This is a genomic window from Kitasatospora saccharophila (genome assembly GCF_039529925.1).
Classification (GTDB): domain Bacteria; phylum Actinomycetota; class Actinomycetes; order Streptomycetales; family Streptomycetaceae; genus Kitasatospora; species Kitasatospora saccharophila.
The window spans coordinates 1-960 of record NZ_BAAANS010000159.1; the positions used below are offsets into that span (position 1 = coordinate 1).

General features: G+C 65.3%; 1 protein-coding gene and 1 pseudogene. One reads left to right on the forward strand and one right to left on the reverse strand.

Annotated features, from left to right (window positions below):
• Positions 1–91: 91 nt before the first annotated feature.
• A pseudogene (locus tag ABD345_RS39945) lies at positions 92–362 on the reverse strand (helix-turn-helix domain-containing protein); the annotation flags it as partial.
• 73 nt (positions 363–435) lie between these two features.
• Between ABD345_RS39945 and ABD345_RS39950 the strand changes: the two are divergent.
• Positions 436–816 (forward strand): hypothetical protein, encoded by a 381-nt coding sequence (locus tag ABD345_RS39950; protein ID WP_344559747.1) that lies wholly within the window; start codon positions 436–438, stop codon positions 814–816.
• Positions 817–960: the final 144 nt, after the last annotated feature.

A 960-nucleotide genomic window follows, 5' to 3' on the forward strand; every position in this document is an offset into this window, starting at 1 on the left:
TACCGGGCCGGCGTCGTCCTCGCCTCGCTGATCCTGTGGCTGCGAGCCGAGGAACAATGACCCACAACAAGATCAATTACGAGACAGGGCCTAGCACTGGCCCGACCTGGTCGATGACCCTGCCAGCCGCCGACTTTGACACCCCGAACAGCGGCGCGAGCTGCCTCAGCGTCAGGTTCGTGCGCCAGTAGGCGGCGACCAGCAGGACCCGGTCCTCCAACGGGAGGCCCCACGGCCGACCCCGGCGCGCCGCGTCGGTGCCCTCGCGGCGGAGCGTCGTGATCAGCTTGTGGAAGTCGCGCGGGCCCAGCCCGGTGAGGACCTATCCATGACGGCTCCGACGCCGTGATCACACCAGCCACGCGGTGATTATCTCAGTTGCAGCCGTCCCCGTCCGTGGCCGACCCTGTGTGCTCGACCGACGAGGAGTACGTGGTGGGGCTTGTTCTGTTTCCCGGAGACGACAACACGGACAGCCCGGACATTTGCTGGTCCTACACGGGCTTCGGGATGTTCCGGGAGTGGCTGGCGGACATTGAGGGCTTCGCCCTCGACGGGATGCGCGGCTTCGGAGGGACACGTGCCTGGAGTGACGTTTCCACGACGCTGGCACCGCTTCTCGACCACTCGGACTGTGACGGCCCCGATCTCACGCCGGCGCAGTGCGCTGCGATCCTGCCCCGTCTCAACGAGATCGCAGCGATGGCGCACGACCCGGGCGATCCTATCTGGCAGCGTCGTCTCGAAGACGTCCGCCAACTCGTAGTCGTCCTGCAGGTCTGTATCGAGAAGGACGTGAACCTGCTCTTCGGCTGACCACCAGTCGACGCCCCTCCTTGTCCAGCCCGCTATACGGGACAACCCTTAGAAGACATCTCATTTGGTGAGTCTGCGGGTGCAGATGATGGCTGCTGCGATGCTGGCGAAGGCGGCGAAGTGGTCGGCTTTGCGTTCGTAGCG